The 17,426-nt window shown below is 36.7% G+C and carries 17 protein-coding genes; 12 read left to right on the forward strand and 5 right to left on the reverse strand.

Features of this window, described 5'->3' with window-relative positions; all coding sequences use genetic code 11:
- Positions 1 to 148 precede the first annotated feature (148 nt).
- From AC3FI7_RS05225 to AC3FI7_RS05235, 3 genes are all read right to left on the reverse strand, one after another.
- The gene (locus AC3FI7_RS05225; RefSeq protein ID WP_491461582.1) at positions 149 to 646 is read right to left on the reverse strand and encodes a hypothetical protein; all 498 of its coding nucleotides are present in this window, start codon (positions 644 to 646) and stop codon (positions 149 to 151) included.
- Between the two features lie 147 nt (positions 647 to 793).
- Entirely contained in the window at positions 794 to 1,459 is a 666-nt protein-coding gene (locus AC3FI7_RS05230; RefSeq protein ID WP_142722894.1) for a porin family protein, read from the reverse strand.
- 117 nt (positions 1,460 to 1,576) lie between these two features.
- Positions 1,577 to 2,536, reverse strand: coding sequence for a PhoH family protein (locus tag AC3FI7_RS05235; protein ID WP_002979097.1), 960 nt, complete (start codon positions 2,534 to 2,536; stop codon positions 1,577 to 1,579).
- Between the two features lie 132 nt (positions 2,537 to 2,668).
- Here AC3FI7_RS05235 and AC3FI7_RS05240 point away from each other — a divergent pair, with 132 nt between their 5' ends.
- The 7 genes from AC3FI7_RS05240 (at position 2,669) to rplI (ending at position 8,560) form a co-directional block, all read left to right on the forward strand.
- A complete protein-coding gene (locus tag AC3FI7_RS05240; RefSeq protein ID WP_142722893.1) occupies positions 2,669 to 3,496 on the forward strand; it encodes an SAM hydrolase/SAM-dependent halogenase family protein in 828 nt (275 codons plus the stop codon).
- Between the two features lie 63 nt (positions 3,497 to 3,559).
- The gene (locus AC3FI7_RS05245; protein ID WP_343658582.1) at positions 3,560 to 4,867 is read left to right on the forward strand and encodes a dihydrolipoamide acetyltransferase family protein; all 1,308 of its coding nucleotides are present in this window, start codon (positions 3,560 to 3,562) and stop codon (positions 4,865 to 4,867) included.
- 257 nt (positions 4,868 to 5,124) lie between these two features.
- Complete coding sequence (locus AC3FI7_RS05250) at positions 5,125 to 5,748, forward strand: hypothetical protein (protein WP_343658583.1); 624 nt, start codon at positions 5,125 to 5,127, stop codon at positions 5,746 to 5,748.
- Positions 5,749 to 5,789: 41 nt separating this feature from the next.
- Positions 5,790 to 7,160, forward strand: a complete 1,371-nt coding sequence (locus tag AC3FI7_RS05255) for a chloride channel protein (RefSeq protein WP_142722890.1) — start codon at positions 5,790 to 5,792, stop codon at positions 7,158 to 7,160.
- Positions 7,161 to 7,277: 117 nt separating this feature from the next.
- Positions 7,278 to 7,619: a 30S ribosomal protein S6 gene (gene rpsF / locus AC3FI7_RS05260; protein WP_047374382.1), complete on the forward strand. Its 342-nt coding sequence runs from the start codon at positions 7,278 to 7,280 to the stop codon at positions 7,617 to 7,619.
- 32 nt (positions 7,620 to 7,651) lie between these two features.
- Positions 7,652 to 7,954, forward strand: a complete 303-nt coding sequence (rpsR, locus tag AC3FI7_RS05265; RefSeq protein WP_002979091.1) for a 30S ribosomal protein S18 — start codon at positions 7,652 to 7,654, stop codon at positions 7,952 to 7,954.
- Between the two features lie 108 nt (positions 7,955 to 8,062).
- Entirely contained in the window at positions 8,063 to 8,560 is a 498-nt protein-coding gene (rplI, locus tag AC3FI7_RS05270; RefSeq protein ID WP_047429787.1) for a 50S ribosomal protein L9, read from the forward strand.
- A 304-nt stretch (positions 8,561 to 8,864) separates the two neighbouring features.
- On the opposite strand, the gene AC3FI7_RS05275 is transcribed toward rplI, so the two are convergent.
- Entirely contained in the window at positions 8,865 to 9,671 is an 807-nt protein-coding gene (locus tag AC3FI7_RS05275; protein WP_491461583.1) for a helix-turn-helix domain-containing protein, read from the reverse strand.
- A gap of 136 nt (positions 9,672 to 9,807) precedes the next feature.
- On the opposite strand from AC3FI7_RS05275, the gene AC3FI7_RS05280 reads away from it, so the two are divergent.
- From AC3FI7_RS05280 to AC3FI7_RS05295, 4 genes are all read left to right on the forward strand, one after another.
- Positions 9,808 to 11,142 (forward strand): TolC family protein, encoded by a 1,335-nt coding sequence (locus AC3FI7_RS05280; RefSeq protein WP_491461584.1) that lies wholly within the window; start codon positions 9,808 to 9,810, stop codon positions 11,140 to 11,142.
- A gap of 5 nt (positions 11,143 to 11,147) precedes the next feature.
- The gene (locus tag AC3FI7_RS05285) at positions 11,148 to 12,194 is read left to right on the forward strand and encodes an HlyD family secretion protein (protein ID WP_491461585.1); all 1,047 of its coding nucleotides are present in this window, start codon (positions 11,148 to 11,150) and stop codon (positions 12,192 to 12,194) included.
- Between the two features lie 344 nt (positions 12,195 to 12,538).
- On the forward strand, positions 12,539 to 14,101 hold the full coding sequence (locus AC3FI7_RS05290) for an MFS transporter (RefSeq protein ID WP_343658585.1): 1,563 nt from the start codon (positions 12,539 to 12,541) through the stop codon (positions 14,099 to 14,101).
- A 285-nt stretch (positions 14,102 to 14,386) separates the two neighbouring features.
- Positions 14,387 to 15,748, forward strand: a complete 1,362-nt coding sequence (locus tag AC3FI7_RS05295; RefSeq protein ID WP_491461586.1) for an aldehyde dehydrogenase — start codon at positions 14,387 to 14,389, stop codon at positions 15,746 to 15,748.
- A gap of 138 nt (positions 15,749 to 15,886) precedes the next feature.
- On the opposite strand, the gene AC3FI7_RS05300 is transcribed toward AC3FI7_RS05295, so the two are convergent.
- Positions 15,887 to 16,459 carry a thioredoxin family protein gene (locus AC3FI7_RS05300; RefSeq protein WP_343658587.1) on the reverse strand — a complete coding sequence of 191 codons (573 nt, stop codon included), beginning with the start codon at positions 16,457 to 16,459 and terminating at the stop codon, positions 15,887 to 15,889.
- Positions 16,460 to 16,539: 80 nt separating this feature from the next.
- On the opposite strand from AC3FI7_RS05300, the gene AC3FI7_RS05305 reads away from it, so the two are divergent.
- A complete protein-coding gene (locus AC3FI7_RS05305) occupies positions 16,540 to 17,424 on the forward strand; it encodes a lysophospholipid acyltransferase family protein (protein ID WP_142722884.1) in 885 nt (294 codons plus the stop codon).
- Positions 17,425 to 17,426: the final 2 nt, after the last annotated feature.

The raw sequence follows: 17,426 nt of genomic DNA on the forward strand, positions 1-17,426 counted from the left end.
AATTTTTAAGTTATTAACTCTTAAAAATTAAACATATGTTTATAATCAATATAAATTTCCAATAACATTGACAATCTTGATAGATAATAGATATAAAAGCAAAAAACTCCGGCCTTCGGCCGGAGTCCTGTTATTTTTCAACTGTTCTTTATTTGATAAAGAAGTTAAATCCTAAGTTGACAGCTCCTACGTTCCAATTATGTTTGTACCATCCATAATCACGTCTGTTACTGATAGACTGATATCCGATGTACAACTCTCCTTTAGACATCTGGTATCCAAATTTAGGCTGCGCATAAAAACCGCCATCTACTCCATCTTTTGTAGAAATACCATATCCAAGGTCTAATCCTACAAAAACAGGAGCTCCTTTAAATTTATATTTCCCGGAAACAGCTACAGGCACAAATCCGAAATCATCAAAATGATCTTTTCCGAAGAAGTGAGAGTATCCTGTGGTTACCCCAAGATCAAAACCTTTGGCAATATTCCACATATAAGCGGCATCCACTCCTAATGTAAACGAAGATACATCACTTGCATCAGCTACAGGAACACCGATATGTCCGCCCAATTTAAAACCTTCCTGTGCCTGAGCAACACCTCCTAAAAATGCAAAAGCACCTAGTAATAATAGTTTTTTCATTTTTTTAAATTTAAATTTTACGTTTTCCAAAAATACTAATTATTTTTTATTATCAGGAAAACCCTGATTAGGAGATCTATACAATAAAAAAAGCGGGACAAAATTTGTCCCGCTTTATATCATCAGCTGATAATTACAATTCCAGAATTAGTTTCCTCCGAATTTGAAACCTACACCCACCTGTACAAAGCTGTTTGTTAATTTCTCATTCCCTTCTGCATGTTTTGCAAGGTTAGAAACTCCAAGATTATATCTTGCATCAAAGAACAGACCGTTTTCCAGCGCGTATTCAGCACCCAGGAAAGGGGCAATGTTCAGAGTGTTCATTTGGTCTTTGATATCTCTTTCATCATTGGCATCAAGCTCGAATCCAGGAATTCCAAATCCGAAATCTGCTGTAAGCTTCTGCTTTGCAGAAAGAATAAATCCGAAGCTTGCTCCTGCAGAAACTGATAATCCTTCTGTAATAAAATACTTAGCAGAGATAGGAACCAATAAAGTATGATAAGTCTGCTTTGCTTTTACATTTAAAAAAGTAGTAGGATCATCCGGATCCGCTTCAGCTACGTTTACTTTTCCTCCAAGCGGTGAGTATAAAAGTTCTCCCTGAAGAGCAAATTTATCACTCAGCTTATATTCGGCAATACCACCAATATAAAATGTATGTAAAGGATCTGAAGTTTCAGACTGTCCGTCACCTTTTAATTTAATTGTAGAGTAAGAGTATCCAGCTTTTGGACCAAATCGAAATTCTTGTGCATTTGCAGAAATTCCCATTACAGCGACTGCTGCAGCAAGTAAAAGTTTTTTCATGTTAAATTAGTTTTACATTTAAGGACTGCGAAACTAATTATTTTTTTTTAAAACACCAAATTTTGTCTTAAAATTCAAGGTTAATAAAAAGTTAATGGAACTTTTACCGATACAGAATTAGTCATTTCTCAGTCTTTTTTCTTCATCGTTGTAAGCAAGGATGATCTTTCTTACCACAGGGTGTCTTACTACATCTTCTTCTGTAAGATGTACAAACCCGATTTCCTTTACTCCGTTTAAGATTCTCATGGCTTCTTTTAATCCAGACTGCTGGTTTTTTGGAAGGTCAATCTGGCTTGGATCTCCTGTAATAATGAATTTGGCATTCATCCCCATTCTGGTAAGAAACATTTTCATCTGCGCATGAGTGGTATTCTGAGCTTCATCCAGAATCACAAATGCATCATCCAGGGTACGCCCTCTCATGAAAGCTAAAGGAGCTACTTCAATCACTTTCTTTTCCATGAAGCCTTCCAGTTTTTCATGCGGAATCATATCGCGGAGCGCATCGTATAAAGGCTGTAAATACGGGTCCAGTTTTTCTTTAAGGTCACCCGGAAGGAAACCTAAGCTCTCTCCTGCTTCTACAGCCGGTCTCGTAAGAATAATCCTTTTCACTTCTTTATCTCTCAGAGCTCTTGCCGCCAATGCTACACTGGTGTATGTTTTTCCGGTTCCTGCAGGACCAATAGCAAACACCATGTCCTTTTTCTCCGTTTCCTTCACCAGTTTTTTAAGATTGGTCGTTTTAGCTTTGATGACTTTTCCGTTGACCCCTTTTACGATAATATCCTGGTCAAACACCAGCTGTTTCTCATTTTCGTCTTTAATATTCAATATATTTTCAACATCCTTCAGCCCTATTGAGTTATTTTTGGAGATAAAACTGACAATGTCGTCCAGTTTTTGTTTCAGTATGTCTAAAGCTTCCTGATTCCCCATGGCAAAGATGAAATGATCTCTTCCTGTAATTTTAATGGTTGGAAAACTTGATTTTATTAAGTTGAAATATTGGTTATTAACTCCATAGAAGATTTTCGCATCGATATCTTCCAAATCATATGTTAATTCAAACATGCAGTATTTTTATTTTTAGATTTTAAAATTAAAGCTTTTTTTCAAATTTATATCAAATTCTTTTCAACAATCTTTCGGGCTTTCTTTTTATTTAAATAACTTTGCAATACTACACTATTCTATACATTGCTCATGTCAATTATTACCCTTACTTCGGATTTCGGAAATTTGGACTACAGAGTTGCCGCTGTAAAAGGCAAAATTCTGTCTCTAAACCCTGAGGTTAATATTATTGATATCACTCACGAAATCCAGGCATTCAACCTTATACAGACTTCGTATATTGTAAGAAATGCATACAAATATTTTCCTAAAGGAAGTATTCATATCCTTTCGGTAGACAGTTTTCACCACAAATCAAGAAAGAATATCATTTATAAAGCCGACGGATCTTACTTTCTGGCGGCAGATAACGGCCTTTTAAGCCTTATCTTTTTTGATATTAAGCCCGAAGCGATCTATGAACTTACCCTGAACAACCGCTTTGACGATGTAATCAACTTTACTTCTACGGATATTTTTGTCCCTGCAGCAGTACATCTTGCCAATGGTGGGCTCCCTGAAGTGATAGGAAGAAAAATACATTCTGCGAAACAATTAATGTTCCCGAGAGCCGTTTACAATGAATCGGAAGGTATGATCATTGGCGAAGTCACCTATATTGATAATTTCGGAAATATAATATCAAATATTAATAAAGATTTTTTCGAAAATATCAGTAAAGGATACAACAGTTTTACCATAAAATTCAGGAATTTAAGCCTGTCAAGGATATTTTCCAGCCATACAGAAGTGGTTTCAGACTGGGACAGAGAGACGGAATTCCACGGACAGTCTGCTGCTATTTTCAATGATAGCCAGCTATTGGAGCTTACCATCTATAAAGGAAGCAGGAAAAACGGCGCCAAAAGCCTGTTTGGACTGAATGTGGGAGAAAATATTTACATCGAATTCAGCTAAGATTATATATTTCTTAAAAAAACCGATTTTTTTTATATATTTGTCAAAATCTAAAAATCAAAAATGGCAGAATACAAATTATTGCTTCCTTCCATGGGAGAAGGTGTTATGGAAGCGACAATTATCACTTGGTTATTCAATGAGGGTGATAACGTAAAGGAGGATGACTCCGTAGTAGAAATTGCAACAGATAAAGTAGATTCAGACGTACCGACACCAGTTTCGGGGAAAATTGTAAAAATTTTAAAGCAAAAAGATGAAGTTGCAAAAGTAGGTGAAGCCATTGCTATTTTAGAAATTGAAGGAGAAGGTACAGCTTCAGAGGAAGCAAAAACTGAAACTCCGGCGGCTGCTCCGGATTCTGAAACTTTAAAAACGATTGAACAGCCTTTGCAGACAGCAGCTGCTTCAAACGTAGAATTCTCAGGAGACCTTTATCTTTCTCCTCTCGTAAAATCTATCGCTCAACAGGAAAATATTTCTGAAACTGAACTGAAATCTATCAAAGGAAGCGGTTTGGAAGGAAGAATTACAAAAGAAGATATATTAGCATATGTTGCCAACAGAGGAAGTCAGCCGGCTCAACCAGCAGCTCCTGCGCAGGCAGTTTCTACTCCACAACCGGCAGTATCTGCACCTGCAGCTACAGTTTCGGTAAATGCAGGTGATGAGATCATTCCTATGGACAGAATGAGAAAGATCATCGCTGAAAACATGGTGAAAGCAAAACAAATTGCTCCACACGTAACTTCTTTCATTGAAACCGATGTTACCAACGTTGTAAAATGGAGAAATAAGAACAAAGCAGCATTCGAAAAACGCGAAGGTGAAAAGCTTACTTTCATGCCTATTTTTGTAAAAGCTGTAGTGAAAGCAATTCAGGATTTCCCAATGATCAACGTTTCTGTAAATGGTGATAGCATCATCAAAAAGAAAAATATCAACATTGGTATGGCGACTGCCCTTCCGGACGGAAATCTTATTGTTCCTGTAATCAAAAATGCAGACCAGTTATCTCTTTCAGGTCTTGCTAAAGCAATCAATGACTTAGCTTACAGAGCAAGAAACAAGAAATTAAGACCAGAAGACACTCAGGGTGCAACCTATACTATTTCTAACGTGGGAAGCTTCGGAAACCTGATGGGAACTCCTATTATTCCTCAGCCCCAGGTAGCTATTTTAGCTATTGGAGCAATCGTTAAAAAACCGGCTGTTCTTGAAACCGCTGACGGTGATGTAATCGCCATCAGAAATCTGATGTTCATGTCTCACTCTTATGATCACAGAGTAGTAGACGGATCTCTGGGAGGAATGATGCTGAAGCATGTTCACGACTACCTTGAAAACTGGGATCTGAACACAGAAATATAAGTAAAGAGTAATCAGCAATAAGTAATTTTGCAGATTTTAAATACTAAACCTTCGATTAATCGGAGGTTTTTTTGTACTTATCTGATTAAACACAGTATCTCAAAAGCACATACAATAAATAAAATTATTATTAAATTATCAACAAAACTTAACTTTACACTGCAAAATAATAATTATTCAAATTCAATCTTATTTTTTAATAAGTTTTTGGAAATTAGATTGATTAACATTATTTTTAAACAATAATATGCAAGAAAATGGATCCGGATTACAGGAAATATGATGTCACAAGGTTTTTTGATTTCACCGAACAGGATGAAAAGCTTATTACTGAAATCTACGATCTGATTTCTCTATCATATGATATTACAGTCATTGATGTCAGAGAGTCCCCTTATGAACAGTTCAGCTCTTTTGATATGTATCCGTTATTCATCCCTCAGATCTGTTACTGGGTAAAAGACAGAAATAACAACAACTCATTCTACCTTTTTATTGTCAGCAAAGTTGGGATTACATCAAGAGGAGGCCGTTTAGGCCGTAAATTTGACACCATTCAACTTTGGGGATTAAAAAAACTTGAAGAAGATTTTGGATATATTTCCATTAACAAGAAAACATTAATGGATAAGATTGCAGGAATCTTCAGCAGTTTTACTATCAATTTTAAAGATCATGAGTTTAAAGATTTCTATGTTTTAGGAAGTGATCAATTTAAAGCCATGAATTTTCTAACCCCAAAGAGAAAAGAAATAATAAAAGCCTTTCCAAATGAAAATTTTAAACTTGAAGTCAGACATTCTATTTTAAGTTTCGGTATACCTGATATTCTTACGGTTGAACATGCTGAAATGATTTCAAAGTTTTTGAGCGATATATAATTCCAAAATTTTACCGTAATTTCATCCTCCAAAACAGACAAATGCTGAAAATTTTTATCCTTATACGGAAATCTATCAAAAACTCCTTTGACAATATCCGGAACGAGCAGCTGAAGCACAACCTTCTTCAGGCTATTCCTTTTTGGATAGGATCTGTTATTACAGGTTTTTTTGCCGTAATGTATGCACAGGTATTTGCCTGGGGTGAACATCTCATGAATTTTATCTTTGACTGGCATGCATGGATGATTTTCATTATTGCTCCTACAGGATTTGTGCTTTCCTGGTGGCTGGTGAAAGAATTTGCTCCCAATGCCAAAGGAAGTGGTATTCCACAGGTAATGGCCGCAGTAGAACTCGCCAACCCAAAAGAACACCGGAAGATCAGAAATCTCCTGAGCATTAAGATCATTTTTTTCAAAATTCTGTCTTCAGTCATTCTGGTCATCGGAGGAGGCGCAGTAGGACGTGAAGGACCTACCATTCAGATTGCCGGCTCTGTTTTCAGAAAAGTCAACGAGTATCTTCCCGAATGGTGGCCAAAGATTTCCAAGAAAAACATGATTATGACAGGAGCCGCAGCCGGGCTTGCCGCCGCATTCAACACTCCGCTGGGGGGAATTGTTTTCGCCGTTGAAGAACTTTCCAAAACCCATATCAATTATTTTAAAACCGCTCTATTTACAGCTGTTATTATTGCAGGCTTAACAGCCCAGACTTTAGCCGGATCTTATTTATACCTGGGATATCCGAAGACCAATGATGTTTCATTAATGGTAATGTTTCCCATTGTACTTGTTGCTGCAGTTGCGGGTATTCTCGCCAGCCAGCTTTCTGTTGCTATGCTCAAAATCAACAGCTGGAAAAAGAAAACACTGAAAACTGATAAGGCTAATGTGATATTCCTGATCATTTGTGCTTTAATTATCGCTTCAATCGCTTATTTCATCAACAGGGAAATTCTTGGCTCGGGGAAAGAGATTATGGAGCGTGTTCTTTTTACCAAAGACAAACATGAAGACTGGTACGTTCCTATTCTGAGAATGCTTGGTCCTGCCCTTTCTTTTACTTCCGGAGGTGCAGGTGGAATTTTTGCTCCGGCTCTTACTGCAGGAGCCAGTATAGGTTCCGTGATTTCAGGTGCGATTCACCTGACACCCAACGAAACGAATGTTGTAGTGCTGGCCGGAATGGTGGCCTTTCTCACAGGAATTACCAGGGCACCATTTACTTCAGCCATTATCGTTCTGGAAATGACAGACAGACATTCACTGATATTCCATCTTATGCTCGCAGGAATGGTATCTTCTATAGCTTCCATCCTGGTAAGCAGGCATTCTTTGTATGATGTTCTGAAAGTAAATTTTTTAACAGAAGTCAGAGCCAAAGATGAAATTGAGACCAGAAACTGAACCAAAGGAGAATAAATACTCCCCGGCGTGATCAACTATTTCATCCATCCTCTTGCATATAAGAAATATATTTTCTACTTTTGCACCTCGAAATAATTAACAAATTCATTTAACATTATGAACAATTACGAAACTGTTTTCATTTTAACTCCCGTTCTATCTGAGTCACAGGTAGAGGAAGCAGTGAACAAGTATGTAGATCTTATCAAAGAAAAGAACTGCGAAATCGTTGCTAAAGAAAACTGGGGATTAAAAAAATTAGCTTATCCTATCCAATTGAAAAAGAACGGGTTCTATACTCTAATCGAATTCAAAGGAGAAGGTAGTGTAGTGGCTGATCTAGAATTAGCATTCAAGCGTGACGAGAGAGTAATCCGTTACCTTACTACAAAACTTGACAAACATGCTGTTGAGTATGCTGTAACTAGAAGAACTAAAGTAAAAGCAGCTAAAGCTTAATTATTAACCCTATTTTTTAAAAAAGACAAGACATGGCAATAGATGAAATGGCTAAACAAGCCTCAGCTGGAGGAGAATCAGAAGTAAAATTCCTTACTCCGCTTGATATCAATACAAAATCTGAAAAGAAATATTGTAGATTCAAAAAATACGGAATTAAGCACGTTGACTACAAAGATGCTGATTTCTTATTACAGTTTGTAAACGAGCAAGGTAAAATTTTACCAAGAAGATACACTGGAACTTCTTTAAAATACCAAAGAAAAGTTTCTGCTGCTATCAAAAGAGCAAGACACCTTGCATTACTACCATACGTAGCTGACTTATTGAAATAAGACAAAAAATAAATAAAAGAAGAGGGCAACCTCTTCTTTTGTTGCTGAATAAATAATAATTCTAACTTGATTTTAGATCACTCTAAAATCTTAAAAAGGACAACAACAATGGAAATTATCCTAAAAAAAGACGTAGAAAACTTAGGACTTGAGTTTGATACAGTAAACGTAAAGCCGGGTTATGCTAGAAACTTCTTAATTCCTCAAGGAATTGCTCTTCTAGCTACCCCTAAAAACAAAGCTGCTTTAGAAGCTACATTAGAAGCTAGAAAAGAAGAAGAAGCTAAATTAATCGCTGCTGCTAACGCTGTAGTTGAGCAGTTGAAGAAAACTTCTATCACTATTCCTGCAAAAGTAGGTGCTGGTGATAAACTGTTCGGATCTATCAACAATGCTGATCTATCTGCTGCTTTAGAAAAAGCTGGTGTTTCTGTAGAGAAAAAATATATCAAAATTCCTGGTAACACGATCAAGAGAACTGGTAAATTCGCAGCTCTTATCAGACTTCACAGAAATGTTGAGTACAACTATGAGTTTGACATCGTTTCTGACGCTCCGGTTGAGGCAGCTCCTAAAAAAGAAGAAGCTAAAACTGAAGAAGCTTAATAAGCGACTGAGAATTTCTCACAATACAAGACCACTTCAATTGATTGAGGTGGTTTTTTGTTTGTATGATATGGAATGTATAGATTCTTAACTACCCCGTCTTTTTGCTTAGCAAAAATCCACCCCTTCAGAGAAGGGGAATGTAGAAAATCTTAACTATTATTACTCGTTACATAAGCTTTTCTTCGCCTTATCTAGCTAAAAAGCAAAGTTATGCAGAGAAGTATTATCCGGTGTTATAAAACCCGCTGCCCCGTAACCCGAATCACGAAACTCAAACTCTCAAACTCTCAAACCCTCCCACTCAGTATTTATCCCCTATCAGTTTATGCTGATATTCTGTAGGCGCTACACCAATTATCTTTTTAAAAATATTACTGAAAGACGACAGGCTGTTGTACCCCACCATCATAGCGATTTCATACATATTATATTTTCCTTCCAGCATCAGTTCAAGAGAGCGTGTAATTCGTAATGCCCGCAGAAAGCGAACGTAGTTCATCCCCAGAATTTCTTTAAATTTCCTTGAAAGGGTTCTTGTACTCATTCCGAATTCTTTTGCCGTAGATTCTATGGTAAGAGGCTTTTCAAGATTAGCATGAATATATCTTGCGATCTTCAGCAATGTTTCATCTTTGGGGAAAGGATGCTGTATTGGAAATGAGAGATGCTTATTCTTTTTTTCCTGTAAGACACCTTTAAGAGCTTTGAGGAAATAATATTTAGAATGATCATTTTTTGTGATTTTCCCATCCCAGTCTTTGGTATAAAAAATCATCTCCCGAAGCAGGTTATTAACAGAGTAAATATTAATTTCATCAAAAAAGCCACTTTCATTTTCCTCTTTTTTAAAATAAAAGTTATATAAATCAACCTTGGGACTGGTAGAAAAAATATAATGAGGTGTTCCGGCAGGAATCCACATAAAACATCTCGCAGGCAGATACCAGTGTTTCTGATCTGTAAAAACATGCACAATACCCCCTTCTGCATAGACCAGCTGTGCAGAACTGTGATAATGAATCTCCGTGGTTATATTCCCTGTAAGGACGTGATAGACATAAAACTCTGCATCGTCCTCTTCCACTGCTTTAAAATGGCTGTCATTCATTGAATAAAGATAAGAAGAATTTTCAAATTGGCGTAAATGAGCAAATCTTTTTCTGTTTTCACAAATCAGGTACTATGCTTGTCGTCGTACCTTTGCTGCATCAAAATCATTTTAGCAAAAATCCTTTAATTAATTTATGAATATCATATTTAACGCATGCAGATATCTGTGCATAGCGTTGTGCTTATTATTGAGCAGTTTTTTACAATCACAGATGATAGATTACCAGCATCTCGGCTTACAGCAAGCTGTAGAGATTGGTTTGAAAAACAATAAAAATATACAGATCAGTCATCTGAAACAGGAAATGTCCGTTACCAAAGAGAAAGATCTCAAAATGGAAAAACTACCGGACATTGAATTTCATACAAGCTACAACCAGGTGACCAACCTGTTTCAGCATCAAAACGGCGTATTCAATAAAGCTACCAAGTATGATGTAATCAATGGTATGTATGACTTTACATTATCTGCTTCTATCCCTGTATACATGGGTGGCAAAATAAAAAATACGGAAAAAAAAGCAGGTATTGATACTGAAATTTCAGTTTTGAAAACCCATCTTGATGAAAGACAGCTTAAAATGCAGATCATCACTGCTTTTCTGCAAATCCATCATTTAAAAGAACAGCAGAGTCTTATTAACGATAAAATGAAGGAAGATTCCGTCAACATCAGGCAGGTAAAAGCTTTGAAAGCTAATGGTGTTGTAACAGTAAACGAAGTTTTAAGAACTTCACTGCAGCTTTCCAATCATACAATGAGCTGGACTGAACTGGATAATGATATTCAGATTGCAGAACATCAGCTTAAAACCATTCTTTCACTTCCGGAGAGCCAGGAAATGCATGTTGATACCGAAGATCTGATTTCAGATAATGCTTCAATTCCCTATGTTGATGAATTGACAGAAACCGCTTTGAGCAAAAACGAATCTGTTGAAATCACCCATAAAAATCTTTCATTGAAGGAGCTCGATCAAAAAATTACCAAAGCAAATTATTTACCCAAAATTACCGCTGGCGGAGAATACTTTTTAAAATATCCGAATATGATGTTCTTTCCACCCGAACCGTATGCGTACCGTCTGGGAATGATTGGGGTAAACCTCACCTATCCTATTGAAAGCCTGTACAAGAATAAGTATAAAATGCAGGAAGCCAGGGAAAATATTGATCTTGCCAAACTTCAGATTGAGGAAAATGAAGAAAAAATCAGACACAATGTTTATGAAGCATATAAAAAGTTTGAAGAAACAGACCAGAAGGTTAAAATTGCTGAAGAAGCCATTCAACAGGCTAAAGAAAACTACCGTATTGTAAGAACAAAATATGCCAATAAGCTCAGCCTTATCACCGAACTGATAGACGCTGATAATGCTTATCTGGAAGCTGAATCTAATCTTATTTCCGTAAAAATTAACAGACAACTAAAATATTATCAACTCCAATATACGATTGGAAACTTATAAAAACTATGGCACAGAAACAATTGACACAAAAGGAAAAAAGAATCAACAAGTCCATTACATTACTGGCCTGGATCCTGATCATCAGCGGAATCACCGGAATGGTCAGCTTTTATCTTTTTTCAAGAAAAAATGTTACAACAAATGACGCACAGATAGAACAATATATAACGCCTGTTTCCAGTAAGGTATCTGGCTTCATCAAAACGATACAATTTAATGAAAACCAGTTTGTCCATAAGGGAGATACATTAATCGTCATAGACAACAGGGAGTTTGTAAATCAGGTACAGATGGCAGAGGCTGGTCTTGACGCCAATACAGCTACGGTCAGCACTATTGAAAGCGGTGTCAATACTAAAGAAAGTGATACAAAGATTATTGATGCCAAAATTGCTTCTGCCGAAATTGATATATGGAGAACAGAACAGGATTATAAAAGGTATAAGAACCTGCTGGCCGAAGACGCTGCAACCGAACAGGAATTCGAAAATGTAAAAGCTTCCTATGAACAGTCAAAAGCCAATCTTCTGGCACTTGAACAGCAAAAAAATGCAGTGAGAGCCGGAGCAAATGAACAGCAGACTAAAGTGGCACCCGTTAAAAGCCAGATTCAGCAAAGTTCTGCAAGCCTTAATAACGCTAAATTGTATCTTTCCTATACGGTAATCACCGCCCCTTATGACGGATGGGTAGGTAAGAAAACCATTCAGGAAGGACAATTGATTAAAGAAGGTCAGGCTTTGGTACAGATCGTAAGCAAAGAGAAATGGATCATAGCCAATTATAAAGAAACACAGCTTGGACAGATTGATCAGAACCAGGAAGTAACGATTACGGCTGACGCTTATCCCGATATTGAGTTTAAAGGGAAAATACTTTCTGTCTCACCTGCTTCAGGATCTCAGTTTTCATTGGTGAAACCGGACAATGCCACTGGAAATTTTGTAAAAATTGAACAGCGATTTCCCGTAAAAATTATCCTGGACAACAATAAAGACAACGAAAAGCTGCTCTCCGGTATGAATGTTCTGGTGAGTGCGAAGAAGATATGAGTTTGAGCGTTTTAGAGTTTTAGAGTTTTAGAGTTTTAGAGTTTTAGAGTTTTAGAGTTTTAGAGCGCAAAATTACTTTCTAGTTAACATATTCAGATTTAACAATTAAATTATTTTTTTTTGCGAAAAGGCAAAACTGCAAATAGCGAATCTGCTAATTTTTTCTTAAGCATATTTGTCATTTTACCTTTTACTTTTACACCATTTGCCTTTTGTCTTTTCGCATTTTTTAAACAGGCTAAACAGTTAAGACAGAAAAGCAGAATCATTGATGCCCTTATTACATTCAACAGCAATTTTGTGATTCATCTTTTCGCTTTTTTGCCCTTTTGCTTCAAAAAATTATGCAACACAATACAGTTTATCATAAATGGGTACCACAATGGCTGAAACTGCCTCTTCTTATATTGGCATTGTTTCCCCACCTGATGTTGTTGTCACTTTTACATTCGAACAGCGCCTTCACATCTTCTTTTATGGATGTCGATTCAGATGACATCCAGTATTTAATGATTTTGATGTATGGGACATTTGTGGTTACCCTTTTAGTTTTACAACGGTTTATGGCTTATTTCAGTGTGAAATATTACGTTCTGCTGATGGCTTCCATTTCCGTAATTATTCTCTATGTTTTATCCGTAACTCATGATTATCATATTATTTTAGTGATCAGATTTCTGGAAGGAATTTTCGGGTTGCTGGAAGGTGCTATTTTTCTGCCCTTAATCATTGCCGAATTAAAAACGAGACATGCAAAAGTTTTAGCCTACCTTTTTATGTACACCATTATGCTGACCGGAGGAACCATCACGACTTCCCTGCTAAAATCAAGTATTGAAAATTATGACTTCCGGCATATGATCCTGATGATGGTCTACTTTCATGTATTTGTACTGATCATTGGGATTGCCCTATTCAACAAAAACAGATTTTTCCCTAAAAAACCTTTGTATCAATTGGATATTACCAGCTGGTTTTTGCTTTGGGTGTCTCTGCAGGCCGGTGGTTATGCTATTATTTACGGCAAAAGACTCATGTGGTTTGAATCTGATACCATCGTGATGTGCCTGTTTATATTCCTGCTTTCAGGAGGATTATTCATGCTTAAACAGAGAAATTCAAAAAGACCATTGTTTCACTTTGAGGTTTTCAGCTCAAAAAATGTGATCGCCGGAATGATTCTGTTTTTTATTTTTTACCTGATCCGTTCAGGGCTTAACAATGTATACAGCATTATGGCTACGGTATGGAAATGGCCGTGGGATTATATTGTGAACATCCAGTACTGGAATGTTGCAGGAACTCTTTTGGGAATAATATTGTCTGGTCTCTGCCTGGTACGTGGAATTTCCTCAAGAGCTGTTTTCTTTACAGGGTTCCTGTTACTGGCTATAGACTGTGCATGGTTTACCTATACATTCTATCCTGATACTACTCTTTCTACCATCTGCCCTCCTTTATTCCTGCAGGGAGTTGCGCAGGGATTGCTATTTACTCCGCTTGTTTTCTTTCTGATTTCGGGGACTAAAGAGGAGTATGTTTCCAATGCTACAGCTTTGGGAACGACAACCCGTTTCTGGACAACAGCTATTGGGTATGCTCTCATGCAGAACCTGATGCTATTTTTAACCTTAAAACATTCTGACGCACTCAGCGCCAGTTTTACAGATACCAACCCTGTCTTTTACAGCCAATGGACTCAGCTCTTCGGAGCCAACATTTCAAAACTGTCAGTGAATGATTCCTTATCCATGACAGCAGGAGCTTTTAAAGCTAAAATCACGGCCCAGTCTATCCTCCTTTCCAACATGGAAATCTTTACAGGCCTTTTCTGGCTGGCACTCGTTACGGCAATTTGTTTATTGCTTTATCATCCTGTAAAAATCGCGATACGGAATATTATGTAAAAGAGGCAGAAAGTTATAAAATCCTACATTTATTTTTAACCGTTAAAAATACGCCACAAGACTATAAAATGATATGAATAGCTTTCGTTCACAAAAGTATTGACGGTCAGCAGAGTTTATTCACTATATAAATTAGCTGAATGGGATACCTTTGCGAACGACAATGAATAACTTCTGCTTTCTGCTCTTATCTTTCCATCCTAACCCACTTTGGCCGGTTTATTGTTCGTATTTTTCCGGCAGCAATATTGCTTAAACCATCACGTTGAATACAAAAGCTTAAAAATGGAAATTGAAAAAATTTTACTGAGCCAGAGAGATTTTTTTAAAACACAGCAGACCAAAAGCCTTGCTTTTCGGAAGATGTATCTTGAAAAGCTTAAAAAGCTTATTATTTCTAACGAAAATATGTTATGTGAAGCTATTAACAGGGATTTTGGAAAATCTAAATTTGATACGTTCACCACAGAATTATCTTTTATCCTGAATGATATTGATTATTATATCAGGAATTTAAAATCTCTTTCAAAACCTAAAAAAGTTAGAACGAATCTTGTCAACCAGCTCGGGAGCAGTAAAGTTTATGCAGAGCCGCTTGGATGTGTGCTGGTGATTGGTGCCTGGAATTATCCTTACCAACTATCCCTCTCGCCCATTATTGCGGCAATGGCTGCCGGAAACTGCTGTCTTCTTAAGCCCAGTGAAATTGCTGAAAATACCATGAAAGCAATGGCTTCGCTCATCAATGAAAATTTCCCTCCTGAATATCTTTATGTATACGAAGGAGGTATTGAAGAGACAACAGCTCTTTTAACATTAAAATTTGACAAAATATTTTTCACCGGAAGTACAAAAGTCGGAAAGATCATTTACAAGGCAGCGGCAGAACACCTTACCCCGGTAACGCTTGAATTGGGCGGAAAGTCCCCGGCCATTGTTACCAAAGATGCCAATCTGGAAATAGCTGCCAAAAGAATTGTATGGGGAAAATTTCTTAACGCAGGTCAAACCTGTGTAGCTCCGGATTATCTGTTGATAGAAGAAACAATTCAGGAGCAGTTTCTGGAAATGATCAGAAAATATATCAAAGATTTTCAATATGAACCGGGCTCTGAACAATACACCAGAATTATTAACCAAAGAAATTTCCAGCGTCTTGTACGTCTTATTGATAAAGAAAAAATCTATTCCGGAGGGAATTTCGATGAAGAAAAGCTTTACATCGAGCCTACTATCCTGAATCCTATTGATTGGAGTGACGAAATCATGCAGGAAGAAATTTTCGGGCCTCTCCTGCCGGTAATCAGCTTTCAAAGCTACAATGCAGCACTGAACTCTGTTCTCGAACTTGAAAAACCACTGGCAGCTTATCTTTTTACCCATAATGCTGAAGAGAAAGAAATTTTCACACGTAAACTTTCTTTTGGTGGCGGATGTATCAATGATACGGTGATGCATCTAAGTAATGACAATCTGCCATTTGGGGGTGTTGGAAGTTCCGGGATAGGAAATTATCACGGAAAATATGGCTTTGAAACCTTCTCACATCAAAAAGCTGTTCTTGAAAAAACAACATGGGGCGAACCTGATATCAAATATCCTCCTTATTCGGAAAAAAAATTAAGCTGGATAAAAAAGTTGCTTTAATTCAGGATTAATATTTTTGGCTGCCCATTCAGATGGCGGAAATTCCTTGCAATATCTGAATTACCGGGAATGAAAGCTTTATTTTAAACTTATTCACAGAAAAAAAAACTGCTTCATTCCTGAAGCAGTTTTTATACTTTATCCTTTTTTAGGAGTCCATGTAGTAAAGAATTCCTTTACTTTTTCTTTACTGTAACCTTTTCCTTCTTCCAGTACATCACTCTGTTGAACTTTAATCAATTTCCCGTCTTTATCTAAAACAATAAATACAGGATATCCAAATTTTTCCCCTGGGTTACCGTATTGGGCAAAAACTTTTTCATTTTTATTATCCGGAGAATAATTCAGGTGATAATACACATAATTTTTATCTACCAATTCCTTCAGTTCTGGAGTAGTCTGTACAAAATTATTGAAACGAAGACACCAGATACACCAGTTTCCACCAGCCTGGATCATGACATTCTTACCTTCTTTTTTAGCCTGAGCGACTAATTTATTAATATCAGCCTGAGCATCCGCTTTTGGATCATAAGGCTTGGGAAGCTTAGCTTTTTCTTCTGCTGCTTTTTTCTTCGCATCTAACTCTTTCTGTTCTGTAGGTACGATAAGAGCTGTTTTTTGTTTTCCTTTATCGGGTGAATTCTTTACATCCTGTGAAAAAGCAAAAGCACTAAAACCCAGGAAAGCGAATATTATCAATTTTTTCATAATATAAAAGTAAAAAAATATTACATATCCCTCTGCAAAAATAGAACCATAATTTTATTATCACTAAATTTGCGTGTTTTATGAATTTTCTAATCAAAATATTATCGCTGATCTCTAAGCTCCCGCTTAAAATATTGTATATTTTTTCGGACGTTATCTTTTTCCTGAATTATTATATTGTAGGATACAGAAAAGAGGTTATCACCCAAAACCTTAAAAAGTCTTTTCCGGATAAATCTGAAGAAGAAATTAAAGACATCCGAAAGAAATTCTATCTTAATTTTTCCGATTATCTGGTAGAAACGATCAAATCATTCACCATTTCGGAGACGGAATCCAGAGTGAGGATGCAGCATATCAATCAGCACTTATTTCACGAAGCTAAAGAAGAAGGCAAAAATATCATTTTACTTGCAGGCCATGTTTTCAACTGGGAATGGATCAATGCATTGGCAAGAATTATCCCACAGGCTCATTGCCACCCTGTATATAGAAAAGTAAACAGCGACTTCTGGGAAAACCAGATGAAGAAGGTCCGAAATAAATTCGGGAATGAAGCATTGGAAGCCAATGAAGTAATCCTGAATATTTTCAGATCTAAAAACAATGGAGATTCTGCTTATATGTTCGTAGCTGACCAAACCCCTCACCACGCGCATGTCACCTACGGATTAGAATTTTTAAATCAAAGAACGCCAGCTTTTATAGGATATGATAAGCTTGCCACAAGGATGGATCTTATCTTTATCTATTGTGAGATGAAAAAAGTAAAACGCGGATATTATCAGGTCAATTACCATAGAATCTATCCGGATGGTGAAAAATTTACAGAAAATGAAGTGGTAAGAAAGTTCCATAAATTATTAGAAAATACATTACACAAAAATCCTGACAACTATCTCTGGTCGCACAGAAAATGGAAATATCAGGAATCTATCAAAAATTTTGATTCTGAAAAAAAATAGAT

The organism is Chryseobacterium sp. TQ-BC-N36, from assembly GCF_058382295.1.

Bases quoted from the DNA above. Each gene is read 5' to 3' on its own strand.
- AC3FI7_RS05225 (WP_491461582.1), bottom strand. From the start codon at position 646: ATGAAAAAACTATTATTACTAGGTGCTTTTGCATTTTTAGGAGGTGTT.
- AC3FI7_RS05230 (WP_142722894.1), bottom strand. From the start codon at position 1,459: ATGAAAAAACTTTTACTTGCTGCAGCAGTCGCTGTAATGGGAATTTCT.
- AC3FI7_RS05235 (WP_002979097.1), bottom strand. From the start codon at position 2,536: ATGTTTGAATTAACATATGATTTGGAAGATATCGATGCGAAAATCTTC.
- AC3FI7_RS05240 (WP_142722893.1), top strand. From the start codon at position 2,669: ATGTCAATTATTACCCTTACTTCGGATTTCGGAAATTTGGACTACAGA.
- AC3FI7_RS05245 (WP_343658582.1), top strand. From the start codon at position 3,560: ATGGCAGAATACAAATTATTGCTTCCTTCCATGGGAGAAGGTGTTATG.
- AC3FI7_RS05250 (WP_343658583.1), top strand. From the start codon at position 5,125: ATGGATCCGGATTACAGGAAATATGATGTCACAAGGTTTTTTGATTTC.
- AC3FI7_RS05255 (WP_142722890.1), top strand. From the start codon at position 5,790: ATGCTGAAAATTTTTATCCTTATACGGAAATCTATCAAAAACTCCTTT.
- rpsF (WP_047374382.1), top strand. From the start codon at position 7,278: ATGAACAATTACGAAACTGTTTTCATTTTAACTCCCGTTCTATCTGAG.
- rpsR (WP_002979091.1), top strand. From the start codon at position 7,652: ATGGCAATAGATGAAATGGCTAAACAAGCCTCAGCTGGAGGAGAATCA.
- rplI (WP_047429787.1), top strand. From the start codon at position 8,063: ATGGAAATTATCCTAAAAAAAGACGTAGAAAACTTAGGACTTGAGTTT.
- AC3FI7_RS05275 (WP_491461583.1), bottom strand. From the start codon at position 9,671: ATGAATGACAGCCATTTTAAAGCAGTGGAAGAGGACGATGCAGAGTTT.
- AC3FI7_RS05280 (WP_491461584.1), top strand. From the start codon at position 9,808: ATGAATATCATATTTAACGCATGCAGATATCTGTGCATAGCGTTGTGC.
- AC3FI7_RS05285 (WP_491461585.1), top strand. From the start codon at position 11,148: ATGGCACAGAAACAATTGACACAAAAGGAAAAAAGAATCAACAAGTCC.
- AC3FI7_RS05290 (WP_343658585.1), top strand. From the start codon at position 12,539: ATGCAACACAATACAGTTTATCATAAATGGGTACCACAATGGCTGAAA.
- AC3FI7_RS05295 (WP_491461586.1), top strand. From the start codon at position 14,387: ATGGAAATTGAAAAAATTTTACTGAGCCAGAGAGATTTTTTTAAAACA.
- AC3FI7_RS05300 (WP_343658587.1), bottom strand. From the start codon at position 16,459: ATGAAAAAATTGATAATATTCGCTTTCCTGGGTTTTAGTGCTTTTGCT.
- AC3FI7_RS05305 (WP_142722884.1), top strand. From the start codon at position 16,540: ATGAATTTTCTAATCAAAATATTATCGCTGATCTCTAAGCTCCCGCTT.